We start from the raw sequence: 25,920 nt of genomic DNA on the forward strand, positions 1-25,920 counted from the left end.
GCGCTCGACCGGAGGTCACTCCGGTTTCGGGTCGCCCGCCCTCTTCTGCTCCCGGTTCGCTCGCTTCTCTTCAAGCACAGCGATCGGTCGAGTATCGAGGGCGTGGAAGCCGGACGCCTCCAGGATCTCCTGGTCGGTGAAGGGCTGCTCTCGCTCTTGCTTGCCAGTGCGAGCCGATCGTCGGAAGCGGGGCATCCGCAGGGCTATCTGCTCCGGAAGGCTGAGACCGAACCAGACGCTGGCCATGCGCACGGCGAAGGTCACTGCGACGCAGATCGCGATGCCGATGATCTGCGAGACCCCGGCGTAGTCGGCGAGCACAAACGCCGCGCTGCCCGCAGTGGCTGCGATGGCGTAGAGCGAGCCGACGAACAAGATCCCCACCGGCATCCCAAGGAGCATGTCGCGGACGACCCCACCGCCTGCGGCCGTCACCGTGCCGACGAGCAGCGTCGGCAGGATGGGGAGCTCGAAGTTCATCGCCTTCAGGGTGCCGACAGCGCAAAAGAAGCCCAGCGCGGCGGCATCGAGCACCGAGACGAGGCCGTCCATGCGGCGAAGCAGGCGCTGGAGGAGCATCCCGCCGAGCGCCGCGGTCCCGGCGGTGAAGAGGAACCACTCGGTTTCCATGCTGACAGGCCGGATGCCGAGGAGCAGGTCGCGGATGATGCCGCCGCCGAGGCCTACGGTGATGCCGATGATCACGACACCGAGCCAATCGAGCTTCTTGTCTCGGAACTGCTCGGCGACCATGGCTGCCGTGATCGCTCCGATCGCGATGGCGGTGAGGTCCAGCCAGAGGGGGAGCGTCGTGGCGGGCGAATCCATGGTCCCCATGCTCGCACAGCGCCGTGATCCGCCGGGTCACGCGTGGTTCGCGGCTCTGGATGATCTGAGGGCCATACTTGGTGGATGCCCACCTATCGTGACGAGGCGGTTGTCCTTCGCACTCAGCGCCTTGGCGAAGCCGACCGTATCGTGACGTTGCTCGGCAAGGAGCGTGGCAAGGTGCGGGCTGTGGCTCGGGGGGTCAGGCGGACATCGTCGAAGTTCGGCGCCAGGCTCGAACCCTTCATGGTCGTCGACGTGCAGTGCTACGCCGGCCGCAACCTCGACACCGTCACTCAGGCAGTGACGCTCGCCGCCTACGGTCGAGACCTCGTCGAGGATTATTCCCGCTACTCTGCCGCGTCCGTGATCGTGGAGGCCGCCGAGCGCATCGCCGAGGCGGAGCCCTCACCCCAGCAGTACACGCTGGTCATCGGAGCACTCCGCGCGCTCACCCTCGGCGCGCGTGTGCCGCAGGACATCCTCGATTCATACCTGCTCCGCTCGCTCTCGTTGGCGGGCTGGGCACCGGCCCTGGACGACTGCGCGAGGTGTGGTGCTCCTGGTCCGCACGAGCGTTTCAGCGTGCAGCTCGGGGGAGTGGTCTGCGCGCGGTGCACGCCTGCTGGCGTGATGAGGGTCGACACGCCGACCATCGACGCGGTGCGCGCCCTCCTCTCGGGCGACTGGGAGAAGTTGGACGCCATCGAGGCTCCTCCGCGCGCACGCGCAAGCGGTATCGTCTCGGCGTACTCCCAGCAGTACCTCGACAAGAAGCTTCGATCGATGCAGGTGCTCGAGCATGATCGCCTGCTTGGCAGGTTGGAGCCGGCCAGCACAAGCGCATCCGTCAGCGTTCAGGGCGCGGAGCCCGGCAGTGAGGAGAAAGCATGAGTCGCAGCAGGCAGGCGCAGGAGTTCAAGCCGGTCGACTGGACCGGCGTGTACCCGCCGGAGTTCGAAGCGTCCGAGGTGCCATCGCATGTGGCCGTCGTCATGGACGGCAATGGGAGGTGGGCGAACCAGCGGGGTCTTCCGAGAATCGAGGGGCACAGGGCTGGCGAGGCCGCCCTGCTCGACGTCGTAGCCGGTGCGTTGCAGGTCGGAGTGAAGCACCTCAGCGCTTACGCATTCTCGACGGAGAACTGGAAGCGCTCACCCGAAGAGGTGCGTTTCCTCATGGGATTCAACCGGGATGTGCTGCATCGGCAGCGAGACCAGCTGAACGAGTGGGGTGTGCGCATCCGGTGGGCGGGCCGCGAGCCGCGACTGTGGAAGTCAGTGATCAAGGACCTTCAGCTGGCCGAGCGTCTGACGAAGGACAACACGAGGATGACGCTGACGATGTGCGTCAACTACGGCGGACGCCTCGAGATCGCGGACGCCGTGAAGAGCATCGCCGAAGAGGTTCGCGCCGGCAGGCTGCGGCCTGAGCGCGTCACAGAGCAGACCATCGCCAAGCACCTCTACGACCCCGAGATGCCAGACGTCGACCTCTTCGTGCGTTCGAGCGGTGAACAGCGCACCAGCAACTTCTTGCTCTGGCAGGCCGCCTACGCGGAGATGTGCTTCCTCGACACGCTGTGGCCTGATTTCTCTCGCACAGACCTGTGGGAAGCCATCGAGCGCTTCGCGGGACGAGACCGACGCTTTGGCGGCGCGGTGGACTCGCCTACGGGGCCAGACTCCGCCCGCCCCGACGGCGTCGAGTAGATCGTCGCCGGGGCTGGTGCTTGCCTCGGGTCAGCGGAACTCGATCGTGACGACGTCGCCGTCGACCGTGAACGTGCCGGTGCCCCAAATGGTGTCAGAACCGGTGACGGCCCGGCCGCTGCTCCCGGAATAGCTGTAGCTCGCCATCCCGTCCTCGACTTCGAAGCTGTTCGAGTTTTTGCTCATCGTGACGGTCGGGTAGCTTGCGACCGACCACGTCACGGTCGTGCTCGAGTTGTAGATGTATGTGCCGAACGGGCAGCCTTCCGTCGACGCCGCGGTGGATGCCGCGCATTCGTCGATCTTCTGAGTGACCGCTGCCTGGACGGCAGTCTCAAGCGATTCAGTAGGCGTGTAGACGACGTTGCGGTCGGGCACGAACTGTTCGACTGGCTGGCCGACTCGCACCGGCTCTGATGCCACAGAGTAGAAGGTCGACTCCGTTCCGGTGACCGGGTAGATGCCGGGGTACGCGGTGAACGGTACCCAGCTGACGGGCTGGTTTCCCTCCCAGGTTGATGATTCGACGCGGCCAGGAGTGACCGTGACCGAGCCGATGGTCATGTCGACCGCGTGGCTCGAGCCGGCAGCCGATTCGAAGACCAGCGGTGTGATGACCCGCCATCGCTCGAGTACAAGCAGCTCGTTGTCGACGCGCTCCGCGACGAGAACGGCTGTCTCGGTGATTCCCCCGAGCCGGTAGGTGACCTGCACGTTCTGCGTCTCGCGTCCCGTCGCGGGCGTCTGCTCGACGGCTTCACCGAACCAGCCGGCGTCGGAATCTGCAGGACGCAACTCTGTCTCGACGACATCCAGGACGGTAATGCGCTCCGTGGCGGAGGCGAGCATCTCGTCGCTGACGTAGTCGCGGAGCGAGGTCTCCACATTCGGGTCAACCAACCCGTTGGCTCGAGTCGCGTTTCCGGCGGCGATGGCATCCATGTATTCGCGCGCTTGGGCCACAGCACTTCGCTGCGTGTTGGCCGTCGTGACGGCGATGGCCGCGCCCGTGCCGACAAGGACGGCGACCACGGTCAGGATCCCCGCAAGTCGAAGTCGTCTCTTGGCCTGAGCGCTCAGCGGTCGCGCCTCGACGATTTGTGGCCGGTTCGGCGGAGCCGTGGTGTCCGACGGCCCGGTTGCTCCCCACGTCTGGCCCCTTTCGCTCTCGACCGATCCCATCCGACGGCGGAGTCGAACTGCGCTGGCGTGGAGCCCAGGCGCGAGCAATGCTGCGTATCTCGGCAGAATCCACGCTCCGAGCTCGACGACGACCGCCCAGAGGGCGAACAGCGCCGGGGTCCAGAAGGCTGGCCGAGCTCCGAACCCGACGTCTCCGACGGGGAGGCCAAACACCGAAGCGGACCCGTTCAGGGTTATCGGGAGGAGCACGGACGCGGAGACGATCCACGTGAGCAGCGTGAGCGCGGGCAATCGCCAGGCTCTCGACCATTCAGGGAACCGAGTGGGAGCTCGTCCGACTCCGATGATGAGAGATGCGCCAAGGGAGGTCAGCAGAATCAGTAGTGGAGCGAGCCAGGCGAGGGGCAATTCAGGCGAAAAGACCGAAATCGTCTCACTCGCGGCAAAAGGGACGTTGACAGTGACGGTGCCGAAGTGTCCGAGAACAAGGGCCGCGAGGGCTCCGTGGGGCGCGGCTGCGAGCAGCGCGGGAAGGGCGGCTCCCTGGCTCCCATTTTGGACGAAGACGACGACGACGAAGATGCCGCCGAGCAGCGACGCTGTCACCGCAAGGCACCCGGCGTAGATGCCGACCTCGGTGAGGAAGCCGGCAAGTCCGTGCGCCCGCGTCGAGGAGTGCACGGCCGAGGGGCCAAGCTGTGTCTGCTTCCTCGCAGCGACGGAGCGCCCAAGCCATCCGCTTGCGAAGACCACGATGAACGCGACAAACGCCAGCGACGGGGTCAGGGATGAGACGGTGAAGGCGGCCCCCATCGAATCGATGCGCATCCCAGGGGCAGCGACGAGCAGCATCAGCAGTGCGAAAGCGCCGGCCGCGGCCGCGGCGCCACCGGCGCGGCGTGCGCGCGTGCGCATCGGCCTGCTTCGCTCGAGCACGAGGGCCGCCGCGAAACTCGAGATCGCGACGAAGCCCAGGGAGGCGAGCGGCCAGACTCCCAGCGTGAAGCCCTGGTCGCCCGTGTTGAAAAACCCGCCGACCGATTCGAATCCCGCATGCAACTGCCCGCTGAAGGGAAGCGAGGTCAGTACGAGGAAGAGCTGCCAGAGGGCCTCGGAGATATCGAAGCCGTATGTCGTGCGCGCTGATCCGCCTGACGCCCCCGCGTTCAGGAAGAACGCGACAGCTCCAAGCAGGGCGGCACCGCTCAGGAAGGCGGCGACCGCCGTGCGAGCGCCGTGAAGCGCGCTGGTCGTGAGGAAGCTCGTGTCGAGCTGGAACGACCGAGCTCGTGATGGCGTCAGGGGCTGTCCATCCCAGTGGCCCTCGGCGAGCGGGCCGAGGTTCTGCCTCGGTCCGTAGTCGGGCGCCTTGGGGGCGAGATTCTGCTCGCGCATTGATGGTCGCTGGTCGGGTAGCTGCGACTGGTGCGCGTCTGGGCCGGGAGGGTTCGTCACTGAGAGTCCTTCGGATGACCGACGTCCTGGGGGACTACGTCATTCGAGTGGTGGGTGATTCGGGTCATAGTCGCAGATCGAGCACACGCGGATGCGCTGCTGGCCAGACTCTGTGGATAACTTGCCACGCGCGGGTCGGCCAGGAGCCAGTCGCGAGGGCGACGGCTGACTAGACTGGCGACTTGCGGCGAGCACGACCCTGGGTTCGCCTTCGACACCCTCAGCAGGAGTTTCTCTCAATGGTGCAATCCACGCTCGATAAGGTCATCGCTCTCGCGAAGCGACGAGGCTTCGTCTTCCAGGCGGGCGAGATCTACGGAGGCACCCGCGCCTCGTGGGACTACGGCCCCCTCGGCGTCGAGCTCAAAGAGAACATCAAGAAGCAGTGGTGGCAGACGTTCGTCCGAGGACGCGCGGACATGGTGGGGCTCGACTCGTCGATCATCCTGCCCAAGGCCGTCTGGGAGGCTTCAGGCCACGTCGCGACCTTCACCGACCCGCTGGTCGAGTGCCTCAGCTGCCACAAGCGCCACCGCCAGGACCACCTCATCGAGGCGTTTGAGGCGAAGAAGAACCGAGCGCCCGAGGGCATGTCGGAGATCGTCTGCCCCGACTGCGGCACCAAGGGGCAGTGGACCGAGCCGCAGCTGTTCTCCGGTCTGGTGAAGACCTACCTCGGCCCGGTCGACAACGAGGCAGGCCTGCACTACATGCGCCCCGAGACAGCTCAGGGCATCTTCGTGAACTTCAACAACGTGCTCACGACCTCGCGCAAGAAGCCGCCGTTCGGCATCGGCCAGGTCGGCAAGGCGTTCCGCAACGAGATCACCCCAGGCAACTTCATCTTCCGCACCCGCGAGTTCGAGCAGATGGAGATCGAGTTCTTCGTGCACCCGGGCGAGGCGCAGAAGTGGTTTGAGGATTGGGTCGAAGCCTGCTGGAGCTGGTTCACCGATCTTGGCCTCAACCCGGACAACATGCGTCGCTTCGACGTCCCGAAGGAAGAACGGGCGCACTACTCGGCCGGCACGATCGACTTCGAGTACCAGTTCGGATTCAAGGGAACTGGCTGGGGTGAGCTGATGGGTGTCGCGAACCGAACCGACTACGACCTGACGTCGCACTCGACAGCTTCCGGAACGGGCCTGAACTACTTCGATCAGGCTTCCGGCGAGCGGTACACGCCGTTCGTGATCGAGCCGAGCTTCGGCCTGACCCGCTCAATGATGGCGTTCCTCGTCGACTCCTACGTCGAGGAGGAGGCTCCGAACGCGAAGGGCGGCGTCGACATCCGTACCGTCTTGCGCCTCGACCCGCGCCTTGCGCCCATCAAGGTCGCAGTGCTGCCCCTGAGCCGTGACGAGCGCCTCAGCCCGGTCGCACGCGAACTCGGCGACAAGCTGCGCAAGCACTGGAATATCGACGTGGATGACGCCGGTCAGATCGGACGGCGCTACCGCCGCCAGGACGAGATCGGCACGCCGTTCTGCGTCACAGTCGATTTCGACACCCTCGACGACAACGCCGTGACGGTTCGCGAACGCGACTCGATGGCGCAGGAACGCGTGTCGCTCGACCAGCTCGAGGGCTACCTCGCGGGTCGTCTCCTCGGGGCCTGAGCGCAACTCTGACGTGAGCCAGACCAGAAGCGACGCTGAGCGCCCGGCCGCGGGTTCGCGGTCGGGCCGCTGGTGGCGCTTCGCCGGTGTTGTGGTCGCCTCGGTGAGCGTGGCCCTCGCCGTCATCGGCTACGTTCTGGTGTCCACGCGTGCCACGGACAGAGGGAATGACACACTTGGCGCCGTCGAGGCGACGCCGTCCTGGCGAGGCCCGGACTCAGAGCTGGGGACACGCGGCGTGATCGATGTCGGTGGCGTGCAGCTCACCGCGGGCGAGGTGCAGTGCGGCCTGCCTTCCCACGACTGGCAGGGCGGCACTGCACGCGCATCAGGTCAGTTCTGCGTCGTCGATATCCTGCTCGACAACGGCAATGAGACTCCCCTGCCGATTGCCCCGAGCGTGTTCGAGATGATCGACGGTGACGGAACGGTCACCGTGGCCCACGAGCAGCTCACGGCCTACTGGACGGACCTGCCACCTGGGCCCCCGAGTCTGGCGGAGCTCGCACGTGACTCGGCGACGCGCATCCATCTCGTTTTCGATGTGCCGACGGACGCCGCAGGCCGGATGCAGGTGCGATTCGCGCCGACGGCGCAACTCGAGATGACCATCTGACCCTCTTCATCGCGACTCGTCCCCAGCCCGCCGCTCTTGGCGTGCGAAAGTCGCCTCGACCTGCGAGAATTACTCGGTTATGACCTTGACTGCACTCGACTCGAAGCCGCTGCGCATCGGACCCCTGGTTCTTGACGTTCCAGTGGTGCTCGCGCCCATGGCAGGTATCACGAACTCCGCCTTCCGGCGCCTCTGCCGCGAGTACGGTGCCGGACTCTACGTCTCGGAGATGATCACGTCACGGGCGCTCGTCGAGCGAACACCCGTGACGATGCGTCTCATCGAGCACCACGAGTCTGAGGACGTCAGGAGCATCCAGCTCTACGGCGTCGACCCGAAGACCGTGCGTGAAGCCGTCACCATGCTGGTGGCGGAAGACCGCGCCGATCATATCGACCTCAACTTTGGGTGCCCGGTGCCGAAGGTGACGAAGCGAGGGGGAGGGGCAGCCCTCCCATGGAAGACGTCGCTCTTCCGGTCCATCGTGGAAGGCGCAGCGGAGGCGGCAGGGCACATCCCGCTGACCATCAAGATGCGCAAGGGCATCGACGATGAGCACCTCACCTACCTGGAAGCCGGCCGCATCGCTGAAGGCGCAGGGGTGGCTGCCGTCGCGCTCCACGGGCGCACGGCTTCGCAGTTCTATTCCGGTCAAGCCGACTGGGACGCCATCGGGAAGCTCAAGGAGACGGTCACGAGCATCCCAGTCCTTGGCAACGGCGACATCTGGGCAGGCGAGGACGCTCTGCGGATGATGGAGCAGACAGGATGCGACGGTGTTGTTGTCGGTCGGGGCTGCCTTGGGCGCCCCTGGCTCTTCGGCGATCTCATGGCCGCGTTCCGAGGCGACCCCGCGCGTATCCAGCCAACGCTCGGGGGAGTGGCGGACGCGATCCGTCGGCACACCGAGCTGCTCGCCGAGTTCCACCAAGAGGAAGCGCGTGCCTGCCGCGAGATGCGCAAGCATATGTCCTGGTACCTGAAGGGCTACCCGGTTGGCTCCGACGTGCGTTCAGGGCTCGCGCTCATGTCGACCCTCGAAGAGCTTGAGGGGCTGCTTGCGCAGCTCGACCGCGATCAGCCGTACCCGGGGCACGACGCGGAGGGTCCGCGCGGTCGCGCCGGCACCCCGAAGCGCCCTTCGCTACCCGATCGCTGGCTCGAATCACGCGAACTCAACGAGGACCAGCAGGCGAACATCGCGGCCGCCGAGCTCTCGCATTCGGGAGGCTGAGGGTGGTACTTCCCCCGGAGCCGATCGACCGGAGTCCCTATGGCGACCACGATCGCGAGCGGTTCCTTCCTGAACACCACGAGAACCGGCGTCGTTCGACCTTCGCTCGAGACCGAGCCCGCCTTGTGCACTCCAGTGCGCTCCGGCGCCTGGCCGCCAAGACGCAGGTGCTCTCGCCGACGGCCGGCATCGACGCCGCCCGAAACCGGCTGACCCACTCGCTCGAAGTCGCCCAGGTGGGCCGTGAGATTGCTGGAACGCTCGAACTCGACCCCGACATCGTGGACACGGCCTGCCTCGCTCATGACCTCGGCCACCCACCGTTCGGGCATAACGGTGAGAAGGCACTCAACGAGTGGGCGCAGGACATCGGCGGCTTCGAGGGCAACGCGCAGACCCTCCGTATCGTGGCTCGCCTCGAGCCGAAGGTCTTCGGCCCCGACGGCCAGCACTACGGCCTCAACCTGACGCGCGCGAGCCTGGACGCGAGTTGCAAGTACCCCTGGACGCGAGAGGTCGGCGCAGAGCGCGGCACCGGTAAATTCGGCGTCTACGCAGACGACCGCGCGGTCTTCGACTGGGTGCGGCAGGGCGCCCCTGAGGGGCAGACGAGCATCGAGGCACAGGTCATGGACCTGAGCGATGACATCGCGTACTCCGTGCACGACCTGGAGGACGCCATCGTGGAGTCATTCGTGTCGCTCCCCGAGCTTGAGGACCCCGCGAACAGGCCAGCGATCCTGTACGCGGCCGCTGACTGGTCAGGCTCGAAGTTCTCCGAAGAAGAGCTCGACGAAGCGTTCACCAGGTTGCAGCTGCAGGCCTACTGGATGCGCGAGTACGACGGATCGAGAGTCGCCCAAGCTGGACTCAAGAACCTCACATCGCAGCTCATCGGGCGGTTCGCCAAGGCCGCGACGGCCGCGACTTGGGCTGCGCAGCCTGGCGAGTCGCTCATCCGCTACCGTGCTTCGCTTGTGGTGCCGCGTGAGATCCGCGCAGAGATCGCCCTGTTGAAGGGCATCGTCGCTGGCTTCGTCATGTCGCTCGACGCTCGACGGCCGATCTACGAGCATCAGCGCAAGATCCTGGTCGAGCTCTCCGACATGTTCTGGCAGACGGGTGACCAGCACCTCGACGCCGCGTTCGCGGCAGACTTCCGTGCCGCGAACGATGACACCGCGCGTAAGCGCGTCGTCGTCGACCAGGTCGCGAACCTCACCGACAAGGGCGCTCTCGTCTGGCACGACCGGCTCGCTGCAGCGTCGGAGGTGCCGTCTAGGGTGGCTTCATGGCACTGATCCGCAAGAGCGATATCGAGGAGGTTCGCTCTCGCACAGACATCTCCGAGATCGTCAGCGACCATGTCACCCTCAAGAACGCGGGGATCGGGTCGAAGAAGGGGCTCTGCCCGTTCCACGACGAGCGTACGCCGAGCTTCCATGTGCGCCCTCAGCTGGGCTATTACCACTGCTTCGGGTGCGGTGAGTCGGGCGACGTGTTCACGTTCCTGCAGAAGATCGACCACGTCACGTTCTCGGAGGCCGTCGAGCGGCTGGCCGGTCGCCTCGGGTTCGCCCTCACGTACGAGGACGGCGGCCACGCCCCGGACCATTCGAAGCGCCTCAGGCTGCTGCAGGCGCACACCGCCGCGGAGACCTACTACCGCGAACAGCTGCAGGCGCCAGGAGCGGAGGCTGCTCGTGAGTTCCTCGGTGGCCGGGGGTTCGATCCGAATGCCGCGGCGATGTTCGGCGTTGGCTACGCCCCGCAAGGGTGGGACTCGCTCTCGAAGCATCTCACCGGGTTGGGCTTCACGATGCCGGAGCTCAAGGAGTCAGGTCTCCTCTCGACGAACGAACGCGGGTCAAGCTACGACCGTTTCCGCGGTCGCGTGATGTGGCCAATTCGGGACACCTCGGGTCAGACGATCGGATTCGGCGCTCGCAAGCTCTATGACGACGACAAGGGGCCGAAGTACCTCAACACGCCCGAGTCGCCGATCTACCATAAGGCCCAGGTGCTCTACGGGCTCGATGTCGCGAAGCGCGAGATCGCGAAGCAGCACAAGGTCGTCGTGGTCGAGGGATACACCGACGTGATGGCCGCCCACCTTGCCGGGGTGCAGACGGCCGTGGCGACGTGCGGAACCTCGTTCGGCGTGGACCACATCAAGGTGCTGCGCCGCATCATGGACGACGAATCCGCCGGGGGACAGGTCATCTTCACCTTCGACCCGGACGAAGCCGGTAAGAAAGCGGCCATGCGTGCGTTTGCCGAAGAGCAGCGCTTCGTCGCCCAGACGTTTGTCGCCGTCGCGCGCGACGGACTCGATCCCTGCGACCTCCGCCTGGCACGCGGAGACGCTGCGGTGCGCGATCTCATCGACCACCCAACGCCCATGTATGAGTTCGTCATCTCCCAGCAGCTCCTCGGGCATGACCTCGACACGGTGGAGGGTCGGGTCGCGGCACTTCGCCAGGCGGCCCCCGTCGTCGCCGGCATTCGCGACCCCGCCATGAGGCCCGGTTACTCGAGGCGACTCGCCGGGATGCTCGGCATCGACCTCGTGCAGGTTGAGCAGGCGGTTCGGGCGGCACGGGGCACCAGTAAGAACGCGCCGAGGCGGCAGCCGGAGACGCGCCAGCCCGCTCGAGTCCCAGATCAGCGTTCCCGAGTCCCCGCGGGGCAGACACCCGCGAGAGGTCACTTTGAGGAGGAACCGCCGTTCCCGGACGGGGAGGGGTACGACTTCCCGCCGGACACCAGTGACTTCGGCGGCGGGGCCGTGCGTTCGGTTCGCATGAGCGATCTGCCGAACGACCCGGTGACCAGGCTCGAGCGAGACACGCTCATGGCGGTCCTCCAGCATCCACGCCGTCTCTCGGACGAGCGCTTCCAGCAGGTCATGGCCGCCGGGTTCACGAACGCGTCCCTCTCCACCGTGCGTGACGGCATCGTCGCGACGCGTGATTCCCTCGGGTCGATGGAGTGGCTCACTCGCATCGGCGAGGAGGTCCCCCAGGCGTTCACGACGCTTGTCACCGAGCTGGCGATGGCGTCCATCCCGGCGGGCAGCAAGGACGAGCAGATCGATCTCTACGTTCGATCGCTGAGCGCCTCGCTGGTCGAGCGTGACCTGCTGCGCAGGAAGGCCGAGCTGCTCGGGGCACTGCAGCGCACAGACGGGAGGACGGAACCTGACCGGTTCCGCTCCCTCAACGAGCAGCTCATGTCGATCGAGAATCAGAAGCGCGAGCTGCGCGAAGGCTAGGCTCGCACGGTGGGCTCGGAACTGCGGGGGATGAACTTCGCGAACGTTCCGGTGGGCTCAGAGAACAAAGGGGAGACCAGGCATGGCAACCAGTGCAGATCATCAGCGGGCCGTCGTCGCCGACGACCTGTCGATCTCCTATATCGAGCACGGGTCGAATCGCAAGCACGAGGCCGTCAGCGGCATCTCCTTCGAGCTCGAGCCGGGTGAGATCCTCGGGGTCGTCGGCACCGCGGGGTCGGGCAAGTCTGCCCTGGGGCGCATCCTCTCAGGTCGCCGCAGGCCTGGTAAGGGGGAGTGGCCGTTCATCACGGGTGGCACGCTCGAAGTGGTCGGCATGGACCTGCGCCACCCGTCGCGGCTCGACCGCCGTCGCATCGACCTCGACATCGGCTACCTGGCTCAGGACTCCGGTGACCAGCTTCGCAACGACCTGACCGTCGCAGAGAACATCGCGGAGCCCATCCTGTCGCGTGACCGCACGTTCGACAGGAAGCGACTCGGGCGGGCCGCCGCGATGCTCATTGACGCGGTTGATCTCGAGCTCGGCATGCTCGGCAAGTTCCCGTTCGAGCTCTCCCGCGGTCAGCGACAGCGAGTCGCTTTCGCTCAGGCCCTCATCGTCGAGCCGAGCGTTCTTGTGGTCGACGAGCCCGCCCAGGGCGTCGACATCATCGCGAGGCCCGCGCTGTTCAGTCTGCTGGAGCGCATTAACGTCGCTCGCAACTGCACGATGATCCTCCTGAGTCATGACCTTCGCGCCATCGAGCGCCTCACGAACAATGTGCTGGTCCTCGACCGAGGCTTCGTGCTCGCGCGCGGCACCATCGACGAGGTCCTCGCCGATCCGCACCACGCTTACCTGAAGCGGATGCGCGAGGCGCGAGAGTATGCGCTCACGCCGCTGCCTGGCCTTGTCGAACGTGAGACGCTCGCCGCCATGGACCTTGTTGCCGACGGTCTATTCGGCGACCCTGATCTGGATCGGCTCGACGCCGAGGCCGAGCGTTCTGCGCGCGAGCAGCTCGTCTCCCAGCGTGCGGAGTTCGCGCGCTTCCAGACTGACGAAGACGGCAGCGAGAAGGAGTAGCAGCGGATGAGCGCAAGCAGCGAACAGGTTCAGCACCAGGCGAGGCTGGCGGAGGAATCGACGCTGTTGGTGGGGGAGGCGCGGCCCGAGCCGGGCGCCGTGACGCTCTTGCCTGCCGACCTTGCCCAGCCGTTCGAAGAAGCAGTGGTTTCGAGCGGTGGCACGCTTGTGGAGCTCGGGCCGGAGACGCGCGGGATCGTCTACCTGTCTGCATCCAAGGTCCAGGGGCTCATCGACGCGTTGGAAGCAAACCCGCAGGTCACGTGGGTTCAGCTGCCGTTCGCTGGAATCGACAACTTCGCCGCCAAACTCAGGCCCTACGCCGAGCGTGGCGTGGTCTTCACCTCGGCGAAGGGTGCATACGCCGAGCCAGTTGCCGAGCACGCGCTTGCGTTGACGCTCGCGCTCCTCCGCGAGTTCCCGCGACGGCTTGCCGCTCGCACATGGGAGAAGAGCTCGGGCACCTCGCTGTACGGCAGGCACGTCGTGATCGTGGGGGCGGGCGGTATCGCTCTTGAGCTCCTTGACCTACTCAGCCCCTTCCGTGTGACGACGACCATCGTTCGGGCAAGCGACCGACCGGTCGACGGCGCGGACCGCACCGTTACGGCAGATCGTTTCGACGAAGTGCTCCCGCAGGCGGATGTCGTGGTCCTGGCCGCGGCCGCGACTGCCCAAACGCGCGGCCTCATCAATGAGGAGCGCCTTCGTGCCATGAAGGAGTCGGCCGTACTTGTCAACATCGCTAGGGGGCCGCTTGTGGACCCTGCGGCCCTCCAGGCGGCTCTGGAGGGCTCGTGGATCGCCGGAGCGGGCATCGATGTGACTTCGCCGGAACCATTGCCCGACGGCCACCCCCTGTGGACCACGCCGCGCCTCATCATCACGCCGCACACGGCAGATACCCCTCAGATGGTGCGGCCCCTGCTGCAGGAACGCGTGCGCCGGAACATCGAAGCGTTCGTGTCCACGGGCCGTTTCGTGGGTGTCGCGGACCCGATCAAAGGCTACTGAAGCGCGCTCTGGGACGGCCTGCGCAGGGCCCGCGCGACACGCCAGCCACTCGATTTCGCATTCGGGCGAAGGTGTTGCTATTCTCTTCGAGTTGCCAATCCCTGATAGCTCAATTGGCAGAGCAGCCGGCTGTTAACCGGCAGGTTGATGGTTCGAGTCCATCTCAGGGAGCTGTCAAACCCCCGTACTTCCGCCGAAGTACGGGGGTTTCTTTTATGCTCAGAACACGCCGAATCAGGGGCTTATAGGACAAAACGTGTGTATGAGCTCGTGCGTGTCATGGCCTGCCTGCCCAGCCTGAGCGGCTCCAGAGGCCTTCCTCGGCGCTGAGGGTGGTGTCGTGGAACGCGACGAGAGGGGCCAAGTCGTCGGTCTCGTCAAGTGCGGCGCTCGACTCGAGGGTCGCTGTCGTGAGCGTCGTCGGGATGAGCGCGTAGGCGTGCTCGATGGTGAGCTCGCGCGTGTAGAGGAACCATTCCGCGGCGCGTTTCATGTGTGCCTCGCTCATCCCGCGGTGGTTGCGGAGCGTGGTGCGGATGCCGTTGTTGATGCCGCCCTCGAGCGGGCTCGTGGTGCGCGCATTGCCGTGGGTCACGAACGTGAACAGGTGCCCGTTGGCGGAGAGGCGGCTGAGCAGCAGCCAAGCTTTCCGGAGCTTGTCGTGGGTCCACCACTTCGACCAGCCGTCCGTGGAACGCTGCTTCGTGAGGTGCCCGTGTTGAGTCCACCAGGCGTGGAACCCCATCTGCCAGGCGATCGCGGAGTCTGTGTCCTCGACGCGTGAGAGGGCTCTCGAGAGCTTCAGCAAGTCTCGACCGGCGCGGGTTCTCGGGCGCAGCGTGCGGTGACGACGCACGTTCATCTGAACGTGAAACATGCACCGCTGGGTCTTCGTGTCCGGCCAGCAGGAGCGAGCCGCCGAAGCGAACCCGGCTCCGCCGTCGCAGACCACCACCAGAGGAGCGGGGATCCGTGTCAGGAGCGCCGTCCAAGCGGCCGCCGACTCGCGGGCGCACCACTGCCATGCCAGTACCTGCAGGTCCTCCGTGACCGCGATCAGCAGACACCACGAACCGACATAGATCCGATCGACCAGGACAACACGATGGCGCGTCTCGACCGGGCCGAGTGTCGGCTCGATCGCCCAGCACCACGCTGTCCGGCGTCTCAGTTGTCGGGCGCGCTCGGCCCGCCGAGCTCGTTCTGGGAGTGCTTCCCGAGCAGCCACTGCAGGAACTCCCGTAGCTCGTTGCGGCGAGCGAGGTCAGCGCGCTTCCTGACGGACGAGGACCCGCTGTTCAAGCACCGCCACCGTTGCGTCCGCGCGGGAGTCTTCCCGTTCTTCACGAGCCGTTGCCCGCATACCAAACAAGTCGTCGTGTTGGCGTCGTTTCCCACGACTAAGGGTCCCGGACTAAGACCACCCCTCGACACGCCTGCAACGGCGGGCCTAGATCAAGATCCGATACACACGTTCTGTCCTATAAGCCCACCTGGACAGTGAACCTTAGGGTCCGCGGAGACTCGGCGGCCAAGGGGCTCCTGCGCCTAGCTCTCCAGCACCCGGTACTGGACGCCAAGATCGTCGCCGATGAGCTGGGAACGAATCGCGCCGCCACCTATCGCCATCTTGAGCGGCTCACGGAGGCCGGTATCTTCCGTGCAGAAGGTGGAGATGGAGCTCTCGGGGCAACGTGGGCGGTTCCGGAATTGATCGCCATCCTTGACAGGTTCGCTCGGACCTCGGCCAGGATGGGGCACTAGCCACCCCACTCACCGCCGGCTCCAGCACGTCGCGTTCTGCATCGATGCGCTGGGGCAGGTGGTGTCTTCTGGCGCCGGCTCCGAATGCCGTATTAGAATAAGCAGCATCCCTGCTTTATCTAATACGGAGGCCTCATGGACGCGAGTGCGCTCCTGCGTCGTCTGCGCTCGGCTGGAGCGCACGCAGAGCTGCGTGATGGTGTGATCGCGGTCGACGGTCGACCGACCAGGCTCCTGTTTGGGCGAAAGCGCCTTCCTGAGCTTGTGCTCCTCGAGCGTGCTGCAGCAGAAGTGGCAGCGCTCCAGGACAACACGCTGCTGATCGTTGTCGCACCGCGAGCTTCGGCAGCTGCGAGGGAGTGGGTGCTGGGGCGCCCGGACCTGGTGACGCTGGTGCTCGATGCCCTCGTGCTCCACCAAGGCCAGGTATTCCCACTCGAAGAGACACCGTTGGCTCCCGTGCCTAAGCGTGGTCCGCGACCGTACGCCCGGTACGCGGTCTCCCGAGCGCTGCTCTCCGGCGCATCCAAGACCGATCAGAATCACCTCGCCGAACTCGCAGGGGTCACGCAAGGCTCGGTGTCGACGGCGCTCCGTGCAACCGATGCTTCGGCAGCTCCCGCAGAACGGTTCGACATGCTCCTGCGGACATATCCCGGGCCAGGCGGGCAGACCTTCTATTGGTGGAGCGACCGTCCCATCCGCGAGCAAGCGGACGTCCTCCGGTCCCATGGCACACTCACCTCGGGTGACTTCGCCGCAGACGTGCTGGCGCCGTGGCGACTGTCCGAGCGCGCCGTCAGTTACGCGCGGGCTCCGATTGACCTCAGTCGTGATGGCTTCGTGCTCGCCACCGAGAGTGACTACACGGCAATGGTGATCGTGCCGCAAGACCCCACGCTCTGGGCCACCGCTGAAGCTTGGGGCGAGCCCGACATCGCGGACCCGCTGATCACAGCCTTCGACGTTCAGCGCACAGCCACGACGGGTGACGGCGACGAGGCGGTTGAGAAGCTGCGCGAGCTCGTGGTCCGCCGAGCCCAAGGGGGCGCTGATGGCTGACGCCTATCTCGTCTCGGGGACCGCGGCGGAGGACGCGTCGTTCCGAGCTCTCGCCGATCTCACGCAAGCCCTCGATGGTGAGGAAAATGCTGGCGTCGTGGGTGGACACATGGTCTCGATCCTCTGCGCGCGATTTCCGAGCCCGGGGACGGTAGAGCGCCGGACCAATGACGCGGACGGGGGAGTGCCAGCGGCCTTCGCCGCCACCGGAGCTCCGCACGAACGCCTCCTCGCCGCGGGCTACGAAGCCATCGACGGGAACCGCTACGAGCTGGTCGAGGAGAACGGAGCGGTCAGGACGGTCGATCTCCTCGTGCCCACCCATTCCTCCAAGTTCGCGAGCAAGAGCATCGACGGGCGAGCGTTCGACAGCATGCCCGGCCTCGACCTCGCGCTTGCTCGGCCGCTCACTGTGGACTTGAACGTGACCCTCTCCAATAAGAGCGAGCTCGAACTCGGGGTAACGCTCCCCGCTGTCGAAGGCGCAGTCATCCTCAAGTCCTACGCTTGGGCAGGGCGGCTCGCAACGAAAGACGCGATCGACCTGCACAGCCTCTTCAGGGTCGTCGTAGCGAACCGCGAAGTCATCGGCGACTGGCGCCTCGACGAGCGTCCTCCGCGAGGTGCTCGGCTGGACACTGCACGGACGTTGCACGCCCTTGCCGACCAGTGGGAGACTCGCCCGCCCAAGGTGACTTTCGAATCACGGCTCCTAGTGGCCGGGGTCCGCCGGCACGTGGCCCGCCCAAGATGACCCGCGACCGCCCCTGCATGTCGCGTCCTGGGTCGATGTGCTGCTGCCGGTGAGGTGCCGAGGAACTCAGTTCCTCCCGGGAATCGTCCGTTTGCAGCGTGGCCAACCGACGGAACTCGAGCCCCGGGGTTGCTTCTTTCGACAAACGCCGAGCGCCCCCACGGCAGTGGCCACGTCGGCGCCGGCAAGCCACGAGCGTGCCTGACAGCAGAGCGGCGCCCCGACGGAGTTGGTGGGCCCTGGAGTTCGCGTGAACGCTCGATGATTCGAGGGGATCGGCCAAACCGTTTCGGATGGTGAGTGGCCTCGTCGACAACGACTACGTTGATTCGAAGAATCTCATTCGACTCAACGAACGCGTCGGAACGTACACGTACTCGGAGGACCACATGATCGGTTACGCGGACCTGCAGGATCTTCAGGGGGAGCAGCGCGAGCGCATTCAGGCGCTCTACGATCGCAGCCACCGTCTCTGGGCGCTCCCGGACGATATGGGCAAAATCGACGCCATTGAGGAGTTCATCGGTGACTGCGAACGCGCGCAGCTGCCGCCCCTCATCGCCAGTGCGCTCTTCAACCTGCACATGACCTACGGGGACGGCGGTCTCACCCGCGAAGCACTGACGGCCTTCGCTCGACTCATGCGTCTGCTCGACCGCCATGGTGACCTCGTTCACCCGAGCAACGTCACCCGCATGCTCAACGCAGTGGCCACGAGTACCCTCACCATGTTGAACGACCCGACAGTGCCACTCGAGCAACTCACCCGAGTCATCGATCTGGTAGAAGCTCAAGTGCGCGCCCGCGGTACCGACCCAGTCGGTGTACTCGTCGCCAGGGCGGCAGTTGCCTCGGCCCGCGGTGATGGGCGCGAGACGGCCAACTGGATCGAGCGGTGGCGTTCCGAGGCGAGTGAGGAATGGCGAGCAGATGATCTCGGAGTGATCCAAATCGAGCTGCCGCTCATCGCAAGTTTCGACTTGCCGCGTGCGACCGAGACGCTCGAGCAACGATTGCGGATGGTTGGCATCGACCGTGACCGACTCGACCTTCAGCAGCGCACCGAGGCAATGCCAGTGCTCGCCATGCTCGCCTTCTTCCACCTCCGCTCCGGTAACGTCGACGAGGCTAGAGCGATCGCCGACCAATTGGTCGACGGCGTCGGCATCGAGGTCCTTGTCCGCGAGGCTGCAGCCAGCCAGCTCATCCCCATATTGGAACATCGTCCTGACGTGGCGCTTTTCGTGGTCGATGACGTCCTGCGCAATCTGTCTATGAATGAGAGCGATGCGGAGACGTTGGCCGCGGTGGCACGCAATCGGCTCCTCGCCGCCCCTGACGGGACCGAGGGGCAACTGCTGCGAGTTCTCGCGCATCAGGCTGCAGCCGCCCTTGACCGGCGCGGTGCGACCGATGTACACGTTCGTGAGCTTGAGGACTTCTGGTGGGCGGGTGTCGAGTCCCGCCCCACGCCGAGTGTGGTCGAGGACGAGCAGACCTGGGGCACCCCGAGTGGCCGTGCGCTGCTTATCCTCTCCGCTGGGTGGTTAGCGAGAGAAGGCTCGGTACGCGAAGACCGCATCCCCTTGTCCCTGTGGGACAGATACACGGCGCTCTTCGACCGATTCCGTGAGCTCATGGCAACAACAAGTGTGGAAGAAACGGATGCGCTGGCAGCTGAGCTGGAGGCCGAGGGAGAGCTCCTTCACTGTGCAACCACACGCTTCTGTGTGCCGCTTTTCCACTCGATGCAGTCGTCGATGCTCGGCGCCAACGGAAAGGTCGTTGACCTCTACCAGCGCGCGCAGCGCTCCCTGGTGACCGACCCAACGGCGGTGAACGCGACATACCGCGGGTACGCGCCCTCGGCCTTCCTGCTCGCGCTCCTGGACGGAGTGTCCACGCCAAGCGTCCCGTGGTCGCAGATCGAGGAAGTCATCGAAGCCGAGGACCAGCTACGCCCGTGGACAGGCGGCTCCGACGCTCGAATTCACTTCGCGCGAGCGGAGATCGCCGCCCACCACGGTGACCTGGTGGAGCTGCGCGATCGGACGGACCGCATGTTTGCCAGCCTCGCTGCTGATGAGGAGCCCTTTGATCGGGGCATTCTCGACCTCGTCGCTGTCCGGCAGACGGCGCTGACCCTCCCGGACATCGCCGAGAAAGCGGCGATACGCGTCGCAGAAGTAGGCAACGAACTGCAGCGGCGCGGTGCGGCCGGTTGGTTGTGCTGGATACGGGCACGCGACGGGGACCGGTCCGGCGGAACCGAACTCGCTGCGCTCCTCGAGTCCGTCGGAGGTGCGACTGACGAGATCGAGCAGTTGCCTGGCTGGGCGCTCCTCGAAGCCTTGTCAGACGCGGATCTCGATCTCGTCTCGGTCGTGGATGCGCTTCTCAAGGAGACGATCGAAGGTGACTGCACGGAAGTCGAGCTCTTCGCAGCCGCGAGCCGGGTGCTGCAGGATCGGGCCCCGAACGACCCCCGCGGAGCGAAACTGAGGGAGGACGTGGAACAGATTGCCCGCGGTCTCGACGAGCGCAACGGCAATCACGCGTGGAGCACGCACCTTCAAGACCGCTGGCTGGACAAGGGCCGGGTCTTTGGAGCACGAGCATGAGCGATGAGCGCTTCCTCGTCGACCTCCGCGGACTCGTCGACATCCTGTCCCACCATTTGTACTCCAGCCCGAGGGTGTATCTGCGTGAACTCATACAGAACGCGCGGGATGCAGTGGTTGCACGCCACGAGATCGACCCGGAGTCACCTGAGCAAATCAGCATTACGGTCGATGAGAGCTCCGGAGCCGTTACCGTCCGAGACCAGGGCATCGGACTCACCGAACAGGAGATGCGGGAAGTACTGGCGACAATCGGTGCGTCGAGCAAACGAGACGACTTCGCTCAGACCCGGCGCAAGTACCTCGGACAGTTCGGTATTGGGCTGTTGTCCTGCTTCTTGATCGCGGACCGCATCGAGGTACGCTCCCGGAGTGCCCGCACCGCAAATGCACCAACGATCAGCTGGGTCGGTAGTGCGGACGGCACGTTTACCATCAGCCCCGCCGCTGAATCCCTCGCCGAGCCGGGCACGGAGGTGCGTTTTCAGGCCCGACCCGACGAGCGGGAATGGACGCAACCGCATCGTGTGCGACTGCTGGCCGAGCGCTTCGCGGGACTTCTCGACCTGCCAGTGGCACTCCATCGAGGACCACTCCTGCCCGCTGAGATCGTCAGCCAGCGAACACAGCCCTGGCGGGGCACCGGACAGGAAATGGAGGACTGGGCGTACCAGGAGTTGGGATTCCGGCCGCTCGCAATCCTCTCGATCGCTGTGCCAGGTGCCGGAGTGCGTGGGCTCGCGTTCATCGCTGATAGCCCGGGGCAGGTAGGCACGCGTCGAGGTGACACTGTCTACTCGAGGGGCATGTTCGTCACGGACAGCAGCGTGCAACTGGTTCCGTCGTGGGCATACTTCGTGCGCCTCGCCGTGGAAGCCGGTGACCTGCCGCTCACGGCGTCACGGGAAGCACTCCAAGATTCAATCACGATCGACGCCGTCAAAGAACAGATAGGCACGCAGATTCGGGAAGGCATCGAGCGGTTCGCGGCGAACGATCCAGCCGCTTTCTCCAAGTTCCTAGACGTCCATGCCAAGGGCTTGATGGCAATGGCGGTCAGCGACGACGACATGCTTGAGCTCGTGTCGCAGAGCGTGAAGTGGGAGACGAACGAGGGAGACCAGACGCTGGCGCAGATGCGGCGGCGCGCAGAGGCGGTGCTCTACACGACCTCGATGACAGACTTCACCGCTTTTGCACCGATTCTCGCCGCGCGCGGCACGCCCCTCGTGAACGCTTCCTACGTGTACGGACGCGAAATCCTGCGTCGGCTGGTCGACCGTCCGCTTCGAGGGGCACGATTGCGAGCCTTCGACGCTGGGCGCTTCATTGATGAGCTACCGCTCCCACTTCCCGGGGACACCGCGGCTCGGTTACTTGAGGAGCAGGCACGTCCGGTGCTTCACCGACTTGGGGTTGCACTCGACCTCAGAGAATTCTCACCCGTGACCGTGCCGGTGCTCTTCGTCGGCGCCTCCGGGGACCCTGAATTTGATGCAGTCGGCGACGACGAAGATGACGGTGATGACGCGTGGGGCAACTTCCTCAGCGATCTCGTGACGCCAGCTGAGTCGACTGCCGCGCGGGGCCCGCGCCTGGTCGTCAACGTGGGAAGCACCTCCGTGCGCGCGTTCGGGACAATCAAGGATCGGTACGTCCGCGAGGAAGCCATCGCCGGTCTCTACGTGATCGGCAGGCTCACTGCGGGGGAGCGACTTCAGCCGCAAGATGCGGTGCTCCTCAACCGAGCCTTGCAGGCGCTCATGACGGCGGCAGGGGACCGGCCGTAGAGGCATCGGCTTCGCACCGGTATGGCGCCGATAACGGCGAACGCGGCGCCCTGGACAGTCTTACTGCACGTCCGCCAAGTCCGGGCAGTAGACGTCGTGCTTGTCGAGCCCAACAGGGTCGGTTCGATTTTCGGCGATCATGCGGGAGCTGCGGGACCGAGTCCGGAGTAGCGTCGGCACCTGTCCGGCGATGCGCTCTGCCCGGTCGGTTTCGCCGCAGAAGACGCGGGCGAGCCGTCCCAGGCGAGACCGGCGGAACGCGAACACGAAGATCATCCGTTCGGGGTCGGCACACCGCGGCGCTGTGGGCAGCACACCTTCAGCTTTTGCGGGCATCGAGCCCCGAGACGAGGACTAGAAGCAGCTGCGCCACCCGCAATGTCGACGAGTAGATGCAGGATTTCGTATTGATCAAGCACATTCGCTGGCTGTGATCCTGTCGTATAGGCCAACACGCACCATGCTGCAGCCGCACCCGACCGACCTCGATCGCGAGTGCTTTCATGCACGTCAGGTGCACCTTCGACGACGGCGCGCATCGCGGGCGGCGAACGGCCGGGAACCTGGACGGTAGGAGCCGCGGGCCATCGCTGATGCTTGTCGTGCGAGACCCTGCGGGCTTCGGCAGGGATTGCGAGACTGCCATCCCGGTGCCGAGCAGAAAAGCGCCCCCGCTCGGAGTCACTCACGATGCAGGGGCGCTGGCGACGAAATTTCTGGCGCCGTGTCCCCCGACGCGTCGCCTCATCTCGTCGCGCATCGAAGCGTATCTGCCGTAGAAGCTCGCCGGGAGCGGTTTCCCGTGGCGCGCGAAAGGGGTCTCGCACCAGCGGGGGAACAGGTGCGAGGCCCGGCGTCGCAGCGCTTGGGGGCGAGCCGCGACGCACTCACCCTATGCGCGTTGCTCGCGGAGGCGGAAGTCCCCTCTCACCCCTTGACATTTCACCGGCCCCAGTGTCGGCTGTGGCCCTTACACCCGCATAGATCGACCATGACCACCACCTCGCAGTCCTCCCTCGACCAGCTCCCCGACATTCGACGTGAAGAAGCCGACCGCGACCACCCGTCGACCGTGGACGCATACGCTGCCGGCTACCTCGCGGGTCTCGCCGACGGCGGCGACCAGGTCGTGCGGCATCTGCACCGGCAGCCGGAGTTCCGTGCCGCGCTGCTGCGATCCGCGCAGATCGCCGCTGAGCTCGGAAGGAGCTGACGACACGGCGGCCTGGGCGGGTGCAAGGTCTGCGACCGGGCCCCGATGTGCGAGATGGGAGAGAAGACGGAGCCGTAGGTGCTGATCCCGAAGCTCTGGCACAACCAGGTGCTGGTGCGGATGCCCGCGCACAGGAAGGCGTGGCGAGCGCACCGCTGGCACCCCGACAACATCGCCGCCCGAACCCGCTGACCACACTCGCCGAAGTTCCACGGAAATAAGAGGAGTAGCTCGTCATGACGACTGCAGCAGAATCACGCCGCGAATCCGCCCGCGGCAACGGCACGACCGGAGGCCAGTTCGGCTTCCAGGACCACACGCCGCCCGCGGCCGCGCCTTCAGTGGCATGGCCGGGAACGAACCGGAACGTGCGCGACCACGACTTCGTGCCCGCCAGCGCCGCCGACTGGCCCGGCCTCTACGGCACCGAAGGGCAAGGGTCAGGACTCGGCGGGAAGCAGTTCGTCGCGCACTACTCCGGCCCCGGCTACGACTACTGGGTCTGCGAATACGACCCCGAGACCCGCCAGGTGTTCGGGTACGCCTGCATCGTCGGGCACGGCGACGGCGAGTACGGCTAGGCCGACTTGAACGAGCTCGAGGCGACCAAGATCGACGTGTTCAACCCAGCATCCTCGGGCCCCTCCAACTGGACCGTCAAGACAGCCGCGATCCACCGCGACAGCGACTTCGAAGACCTCCCATCGGAGCAGCGATACGCGCACCAGCACCTCGACAAGTACCGCGGCCAGGTCCTCGACCAGCTCGACCGGTCTGATCGCGATGAGGTGAACAGCCGAGTCTCCCAGTGGCAGGCCGCCGTGCTGAGATTGCGAGAAACCGCTGATGGGTCCTGGAGCACGCGTGCGGTCGCGTCGGTCGATGTGGTCGCCGCTCAGCGCGAGGTGGAGGCGCTCACTACAGAGCACGGCCTCGTCTTCGACCCGGCCGATGGAGGGTCGTTCACGGTCGCGGAGCAGCATGCTGAGAACGAGCTCCCCGAGTGACGTCGCACAACGACGAAGCCGCCCCGATGCATCTCTGTGCGGGGCGGCTTGGTGGGAAGGCGGTCAGCGGACGAGGATCGTTGCCCCTGCGAGCACAGCGCTCCAAAACCGGACAGCGATAGCCAGCCCGATGAGGATTCCACGCATGGACTTCACTGACTCGGAGTAGCCGCGATCGGCGCCGGGTCCGCGCTCGATGATCGGGATGAGTTCGATTGGAGAGGAAGCTGCGGGGAGGGGGTGCGTCGTGGTGGTCATGTGAGGCTCCATGGTTTGGATGGGGGTGTCCTCTCCTATGCGGGCAGTGACGACGAACCCCGCCGCACGCGGTGCATGACGGGGTTCGAGGTCCTACTGATCTGGGCGCGCTAGGCCTTGCGGCGATGCTGGAGCACGAGAGCGGTCAGCGCGACGAGCGCTGCACCTGCCAGCCCCAGCGTCCAGGGCAGCGCCGCGTCGCCGGTGGTTGCGAGGACGGAGGAGCCAGTCTCAGCCTCGTGCCCGGCCTCGGCGGGCGCCACGGCGGCAGCATGCGTCTCAGACTCGACCGGAGCAGGTGTACTGGTTGCTTCCGGGGCGGGGGTAACCTCCACCGTCTCGATGGGCGTGGTCGACGGCGTGACGCTCGGGTCCGTCACGACTGCGCCGGCCGGGAGCGCGCACGAGCTCACACCCGCGAAGGAGACGCCGTTGATGATGCCGCCGTTGATGATCGCGTCCTGGTCGATGGGCGTGACAGCGAGGTCGTACACCTTGAGAACGCTCGTCAACTGCGCCAGGTATGTGCAGTGGAAGGCGGTGTTGGTCGGCATCCATTCGGACGCGAGGCGCATGCCTTTCGCCGAGTTCGCACGCCCCTCGACCGCCTGCAGGTTCATCGGGTCGTTGGCGAGTGCTTCACGCTTGGTGGCATCCCACTCGTTCGCGCCACCGGTCCATGCGGCGGCGAGCGGGATGATGTGGTCGATCTGGACAGCACCGGACGTCGCGACGCCGCGGGTGAAGGGGATCGCCTCGCCCGTGTACGGGTCCTGGAGGGTCCCGCGTTCGACGATGCAGTCGCTCCCGTCGCGGAGGACGACGTTCGTGAGGTCGCGCTGGAGCATGTCGTTGCGGGCGTCGCACCCGTTGCCGTCCGGGTCAGCCCAGTGCTTGAACAGGTCGCGGTCGTATCCCGTCGCAGACGAGTTCACGGTCCGCAGCCCCTCAGCGGCAGCTGCGACCGCGGCACCGTCCACGTACCAGGCGCCGTCGACCTGAGATGCGAACCCGGCGTCGATCAGCGGCGCGACGTTGCTCTTGGCCACGTCCAGCGTGATCGGCGCCTGCGTCGCGGCCGGTGCGGCGAACGCGGGGGAGGCGACGGCGGTTGAGGCGGTCAGGGCGAGGAACGCGCCGGCAGTGGCGGTGCGGAGGGTGGAGAAGAGAGACATGCGTGCCTTCCAGGCTAGGACGAGCTGACACCTTCCCTATGCGGGGACGCGCGGCGCAGCTCGTGATTCACCGACGCGCCTTTCGAGCGGCGGGGTCGACTGTGCGTGCTGGTGAATGCCCGATTGCGGGAAACGACCTGGGTATTGCGTATCGCGGTTGGGAAGACCAGCCGTTTCTGGCCCCCGCATAGCCTGTTGTCGTTGTCGCCGCAGATCGGCGAGTGTTCATCACCGTCGGGCCCACGTGACCTCTCGAACAGTGAACCGACGACGCTCGGTGGCCAACATCTG

At 65.9% G+C, this 25,920-nt stretch carries 23 protein-coding genes and 1 tRNA gene; 17 read left to right on the plus strand and 7 right to left on the minus strand.

Annotated features, from left to right (window positions below; all coding sequences use genetic code 11):
* Positions 1-15: 15 nt before the first annotated feature.
* On the minus strand, positions 16-828 hold the full coding sequence (locus tag C5B85_RS02510; RefSeq protein ID WP_181064239.1) for a trimeric intracellular cation channel family protein: 813 nt from the start codon (positions 826-828) through the stop codon (positions 16-18).
* 84 nt (positions 829-912) lie between these two features.
* Between C5B85_RS02510 and recO the strand changes: the two genes are divergently transcribed.
* Both recO and C5B85_RS02520 read left to right on the plus strand, forming a co-directional pair.
* Positions 913-1,722, plus strand: a complete 810-nt coding sequence (recO, locus tag C5B85_RS02515; RefSeq protein ID WP_104284469.1) for a DNA repair protein RecO — start codon at positions 913-915, stop codon at positions 1,720-1,722.
* Positions 1,719-2,540 (plus strand): isoprenyl transferase, encoded by an 822-nt coding sequence (locus C5B85_RS02520; protein ID WP_104284470.1) that lies wholly within the window; start codon positions 1,719-1,721, stop codon positions 2,538-2,540. The genes recO and C5B85_RS02520 overlap by 4 nt, the downstream gene beginning before the upstream one ends.
* A 30-nt stretch (positions 2,541-2,570) precedes the next feature.
* On the opposite strand, the gene C5B85_RS02525 is transcribed toward C5B85_RS02520, so the two are convergent.
* Positions 2,571-5,138: a hypothetical protein gene (locus C5B85_RS02525; protein ID WP_146077815.1), complete on the minus strand. Its 2,568-nt coding sequence runs from the start codon at positions 5,136-5,138 to the stop codon at positions 2,571-2,573.
* Between the two features lie 239 nt (positions 5,139-5,377).
* On the opposite strand from C5B85_RS02525, the gene C5B85_RS02530 reads away from it, so the two are divergent.
* From C5B85_RS02530 to C5B85_RS02565, 8 genes are all read left to right on the plus strand, one after another.
* Positions 5,378-6,757, plus strand: a complete 1,380-nt coding sequence (locus tag C5B85_RS02530) for a glycine--tRNA ligase (RefSeq protein WP_104284472.1) — start codon at positions 5,378-5,380, stop codon at positions 6,755-6,757.
* Positions 6,758-6,770: 13 nt separating this feature from the next.
* Positions 6,771-7,373, plus strand: a complete 603-nt coding sequence (locus C5B85_RS02535) for a DUF4352 domain-containing protein (RefSeq protein ID WP_104284473.1) — start codon at positions 6,771-6,773, stop codon at positions 7,371-7,373.
* Positions 7,374-7,452: 79 nt separating this feature from the next.
* Complete coding sequence (dusB, locus tag C5B85_RS02540) at positions 7,453-8,607, plus strand: tRNA dihydrouridine synthase DusB (RefSeq protein ID WP_104284474.1); 1,155 nt, start codon at positions 7,453-7,455, stop codon at positions 8,605-8,607.
* Positions 8,608-8,609: 2 nt separating this feature from the next.
* The gene (locus tag C5B85_RS02545; RefSeq protein ID WP_258070546.1) at positions 8,610-9,908 is read left to right on the plus strand and encodes a deoxyguanosinetriphosphate triphosphohydrolase; all 1,299 of its coding nucleotides are present in this window, start codon (positions 8,610-8,612) and stop codon (positions 9,906-9,908) included.
* Positions 9,899-11,881: a DNA primase gene (gene dnaG / locus C5B85_RS02550; RefSeq protein ID WP_104284476.1), complete on the plus strand. Its 1,983-nt coding sequence runs from the start codon at positions 9,899-9,901 to the stop codon at positions 11,879-11,881. The genes C5B85_RS02545 and dnaG overlap by 10 nt, the downstream gene beginning before the upstream one ends.
* 82 nt (positions 11,882-11,963) lie before the next feature.
* Complete coding sequence (locus tag C5B85_RS02555) at positions 11,964-12,971, plus strand: ATP-binding cassette domain-containing protein (RefSeq protein WP_104284477.1); 1,008 nt, start codon at positions 11,964-11,966, stop codon at positions 12,969-12,971.
* Between the two features lie 6 nt (positions 12,972-12,977).
* Entirely contained in the window at positions 12,978-13,985 is a 1,008-nt protein-coding gene (locus C5B85_RS02560) for an NAD(P)-dependent oxidoreductase (RefSeq protein WP_104284478.1), read from the plus strand.
* Between the two features lie 98 nt (positions 13,986-14,083).
* Positions 14,084-14,156: transfer RNA gene (locus C5B85_RS02565), tRNA-Asn, on the plus strand.
* Between the two features lie 106 nt (positions 14,157-14,262).
* Here the strand turns inward: C5B85_RS02565 and C5B85_RS18905 are convergent.
* Together C5B85_RS18905 and C5B85_RS19485 are read right to left on the minus strand one after the other, a co-directional pair.
* Positions 14,263-15,213, minus strand: coding sequence for a transposase (locus tag C5B85_RS18905; protein ID WP_146077816.1), 951 nt, complete (start codon positions 15,211-15,213; stop codon positions 14,263-14,265).
* The gene (locus C5B85_RS19485; protein ID WP_258070581.1) at positions 15,153-15,287 is read right to left on the minus strand and encodes a hypothetical protein; all 135 of its coding nucleotides are present in this window, start codon (positions 15,285-15,287) and stop codon (positions 15,153-15,155) included. The genes C5B85_RS18905 and C5B85_RS19485 overlap by 61 nt, the downstream gene beginning before the upstream one ends.
* A 597-nt stretch (positions 15,288-15,884) precedes the next feature.
* On the opposite strand from C5B85_RS19485, the gene C5B85_RS02580 reads away from it, so the two are divergent.
* The 4 genes from C5B85_RS02580 to C5B85_RS02595 all read left to right on the plus strand — a co-directional run bounded on the left by C5B85_RS02580 (position 15,885) and on the right by C5B85_RS02595 (position 21,976).
* Entirely contained in the window at positions 15,885-16,811 is a 927-nt protein-coding gene (locus C5B85_RS02580) for a hypothetical protein (RefSeq protein WP_104284481.1), read from the plus strand.
* A complete protein-coding gene (locus C5B85_RS02585) occupies positions 16,804-17,565 on the plus strand; it encodes a hypothetical protein (RefSeq protein ID WP_104284482.1) in 762 nt (253 codons plus the stop codon). The genes C5B85_RS02580 and C5B85_RS02585 overlap by 8 nt, the downstream gene beginning before the upstream one ends.
* 293 nt (positions 17,566-17,858) lie before the next feature.
* Complete coding sequence (locus tag C5B85_RS02590) at positions 17,859-20,186, plus strand: hypothetical protein (RefSeq protein ID WP_104284483.1); 2,328 nt, start codon at positions 17,859-17,861, stop codon at positions 20,184-20,186.
* Complete coding sequence (locus tag C5B85_RS02595) at positions 20,183-21,976, plus strand: HSP90 family protein (RefSeq protein WP_104284484.1); 1,794 nt, start codon at positions 20,183-20,185, stop codon at positions 21,974-21,976. The genes C5B85_RS02590 and C5B85_RS02595 overlap by 4 nt, the downstream gene beginning before the upstream one ends.
* Positions 21,977-22,036: 60 nt before the next feature.
* Here C5B85_RS02595 and C5B85_RS19345 read toward each other — a convergent pair whose 3' ends face one another.
* Positions 22,037-22,312, minus strand: coding sequence for a hypothetical protein (locus tag C5B85_RS19345; protein ID WP_219819322.1), 276 nt, complete (start codon positions 22,310-22,312; stop codon positions 22,037-22,039).
* Between the two features lie 655 nt (positions 22,313-22,967).
* Here C5B85_RS19345 and C5B85_RS02605 point away from each other — a divergent pair.
* The 3 genes from C5B85_RS02605 to C5B85_RS02615 all read left to right on the plus strand — a co-directional run bounded on the left by C5B85_RS02605 (position 22,968) and on the right by C5B85_RS02615 (position 24,196).
* Positions 22,968-23,189 (plus strand): hypothetical protein, encoded by a 222-nt coding sequence (locus C5B85_RS02605; RefSeq protein ID WP_104284486.1) that lies wholly within the window; start codon positions 22,968-22,970, stop codon positions 23,187-23,189.
* Between the two features lie 236 nt (positions 23,190-23,425).
* Positions 23,426-23,770 (plus strand): hypothetical protein, encoded by a 345-nt coding sequence (locus tag C5B85_RS02610; RefSeq protein WP_104284487.1) that lies wholly within the window; start codon positions 23,426-23,428, stop codon positions 23,768-23,770.
* Positions 23,771-23,776: 6 nt separating this feature from the next.
* The gene (locus C5B85_RS02615) at positions 23,777-24,196 is read left to right on the plus strand and encodes a hypothetical protein (RefSeq protein WP_104284488.1); all 420 of its coding nucleotides are present in this window, start codon (positions 23,777-23,779) and stop codon (positions 24,194-24,196) included.
* A gap of 63 nt (positions 24,197-24,259) precedes the next feature.
* On the opposite strand, the gene C5B85_RS02620 is transcribed toward C5B85_RS02615, so the two are convergent.
* Both C5B85_RS02620 and C5B85_RS02625 read right to left on the minus strand, forming a co-directional pair.
* Positions 24,260-24,454, minus strand: coding sequence for a hypothetical protein (locus C5B85_RS02620; RefSeq protein WP_104284489.1), 195 nt, complete (start codon positions 24,452-24,454; stop codon positions 24,260-24,262).
* A gap of 110 nt (positions 24,455-24,564) precedes the next feature.
* Positions 24,565-25,629, minus strand: a complete 1,065-nt coding sequence (locus C5B85_RS02625; protein WP_104284490.1) for an HNH endonuclease family protein — start codon at positions 25,627-25,629, stop codon at positions 24,565-24,567.
* Positions 25,630-25,920 lie beyond the last annotated feature (291 nt).

The sequence above is a fragment of the Pseudoclavibacter sp. AY1F1 genome (assembly GCF_002931075.1).
Taxonomy (GTDB): domain Bacteria; phylum Actinomycetota; class Actinomycetes; order Actinomycetales; family Microbacteriaceae; genus Pseudoclavibacter.

What these genes read in the sequence shown, in the direction of transcription:
- C5B85_RS02510 (WP_181064239.1), bottom strand. Translation starts at nt 828, where the DNA reads ATGGATTCGCCCGCCACGACGCTCCCCCTCTGGCTGGACCTCACCGCC.
- recO (WP_104284469.1), top strand. Translation starts at nt 913, where the DNA reads ATGCCCACCTATCGTGACGAGGCGGTTGTCCTTCGCACTCAGCGCCTT.
- C5B85_RS02520 (WP_104284470.1), top strand. Translation starts at nt 1,719, where the DNA reads ATGAGTCGCAGCAGGCAGGCGCAGGAGTTCAAGCCGGTCGACTGGACC.
- C5B85_RS02530 (WP_104284472.1), top strand. Translation starts at nt 5,378, where the DNA reads ATGGTGCAATCCACGCTCGATAAGGTCATCGCTCTCGCGAAGCGACGA.
- dusB (WP_104284474.1), top strand. Translation starts at nt 7,453, where the DNA reads ATGACCTTGACTGCACTCGACTCGAAGCCGCTGCGCATCGGACCCCTG.
- dnaG (WP_104284476.1), top strand. Translation starts at nt 9,899, where the DNA reads ATGGCACTGATCCGCAAGAGCGATATCGAGGAGGTTCGCTCTCGCACA.
- C5B85_RS02555 (WP_104284477.1), top strand. Translation starts at nt 11,964, where the DNA reads ATGGCAACCAGTGCAGATCATCAGCGGGCCGTCGTCGCCGACGACCTG.
- C5B85_RS02560 (WP_104284478.1), top strand. Translation starts at nt 12,978, where the DNA reads ATGAGCGCAAGCAGCGAACAGGTTCAGCACCAGGCGAGGCTGGCGGAG.
- C5B85_RS02580 (WP_104284481.1), top strand. Translation starts at nt 15,885, where the DNA reads ATGGACGCGAGTGCGCTCCTGCGTCGTCTGCGCTCGGCTGGAGCGCAC.
- C5B85_RS02585 (WP_104284482.1), top strand. Translation starts at nt 16,804, where the DNA reads ATGGCTGACGCCTATCTCGTCTCGGGGACCGCGGCGGAGGACGCGTCG.
- C5B85_RS02590 (WP_104284483.1), top strand. Translation starts at nt 17,859, where the DNA reads ATGGTGAGTGGCCTCGTCGACAACGACTACGTTGATTCGAAGAATCTC.
- C5B85_RS02595 (WP_104284484.1), top strand. Translation starts at nt 20,183, where the DNA reads ATGAGCGATGAGCGCTTCCTCGTCGACCTCCGCGGACTCGTCGACATC.
- C5B85_RS19345 (WP_219819322.1), bottom strand. Translation starts at nt 22,312, where the DNA reads ATGCCCGCAAAAGCTGAAGGTGTGCTGCCCACAGCGCCGCGGTGTGCC.
- C5B85_RS02605 (WP_104284486.1), top strand. Translation starts at nt 22,968, where the DNA reads ATGACCACCACCTCGCAGTCCTCCCTCGACCAGCTCCCCGACATTCGA.
- C5B85_RS02610 (WP_104284487.1), top strand. Translation starts at nt 23,426, where the DNA reads ATGACGACTGCAGCAGAATCACGCCGCGAATCCGCCCGCGGCAACGGC.
- C5B85_RS02620 (WP_104284489.1), bottom strand. Translation starts at nt 24,454, where the DNA reads ATGACCACCACGACGCACCCCCTCCCCGCAGCTTCCTCTCCAATCGAA.
- C5B85_RS02625 (WP_104284490.1), bottom strand. Translation starts at nt 25,629, where the DNA reads ATGTCTCTCTTCTCCACCCTCCGCACCGCCACTGCCGGCGCGTTCCTC.